The 789-nt window shown below is 81.7% G+C and carries 1 protein-coding gene; it reads left to right on the top strand.

Annotation, left to right across the window (positions count from 1 at the left end; all coding sequences use genetic code 11):
* The coding region (locus tag CTKZ_RS21900; RefSeq protein ID WP_200829887.1) for a hypothetical protein at window positions 1-789 on the top strand (789 nt) is incomplete at both ends.

Genomic DNA, 789 nt, shown 5'->3' with positions numbered 1-789 from the left:
GTCCCGGGCCTGCGCCGCGCGCTCGCCGACCTCGCACCCGCCGCGGGGTGGCCCGTGCCTGCGGGGACGACGGCCGTGCGCGTCACGGCGGACGTCGACGGTGCCGCGACGGCCGCGCGCGTGTGGTGGGCCGGTCCGGACGGCGTGCTGCGGGCCACCACCGCGACCCGTGCCGCCGGCCGGTGGTCCGCCGCGCCGCCCGACGCGGGTCGGTGGACGGTGCAGGGCGTCGAGCTCGCCGCCGGCGGGTCGGCCCGGCAGGTCGTGGTCACCGAGGTCGTGGCCGAGGGCCCGGACGGCCCGGTCGACCTTCTCGCCACGGGTCCGTGGTCCGTCGCCGTGCCCGGCCAGGAGCCGCTCGTCGTGACCGCCGACGGCCCGGACGTGACGCTGCCCGGCACGGGCGCCGCCGTCCCGGTCGTGCGCGTGCTGCCCGGCACCGCGGCACCCCTGCCGCTCGTCGTCTCCGCGGACTGGGCGGCGGTCGACGGCCTCGCACCGGGCTCCCCGCTCACCGTCCGCGTGGACGACCACCCGGTCGACGCGGTCGTGGCCTCCGTGCAGCCGGTCGTCCCCGGCGCGCCGGGACGCGCCGCCCTCGCCGACCTGCGCGCCGCGGGGGCCGCCCTGCTCGCCGCGGCACCCGTGCCACCCACGCCGACCGAGGTCTGGTACGCGGCCGGCGACCCGATCGTGACCGCCGACGCCGTCCGGGCCGCCGCCGACGACCGCGGGCTGCGCGCCACCGTCACCACCGCCGCCGCGCCCGCCGACGACCCCCTCACGCGC

It is taken from the genome of Cellulomonas algicola (assembly GCF_003851725.1).
In the GTDB taxonomy this organism is placed as follows: domain Bacteria; phylum Actinomycetota; class Actinomycetes; order Actinomycetales; family Cellulomonadaceae; genus Cellulomonas; species Cellulomonas algicola.
The sequence above is the reverse complement of the archived record's forward strand: the minus strand, read 5'-3'. Positions and strand labels throughout refer to the sequence as shown.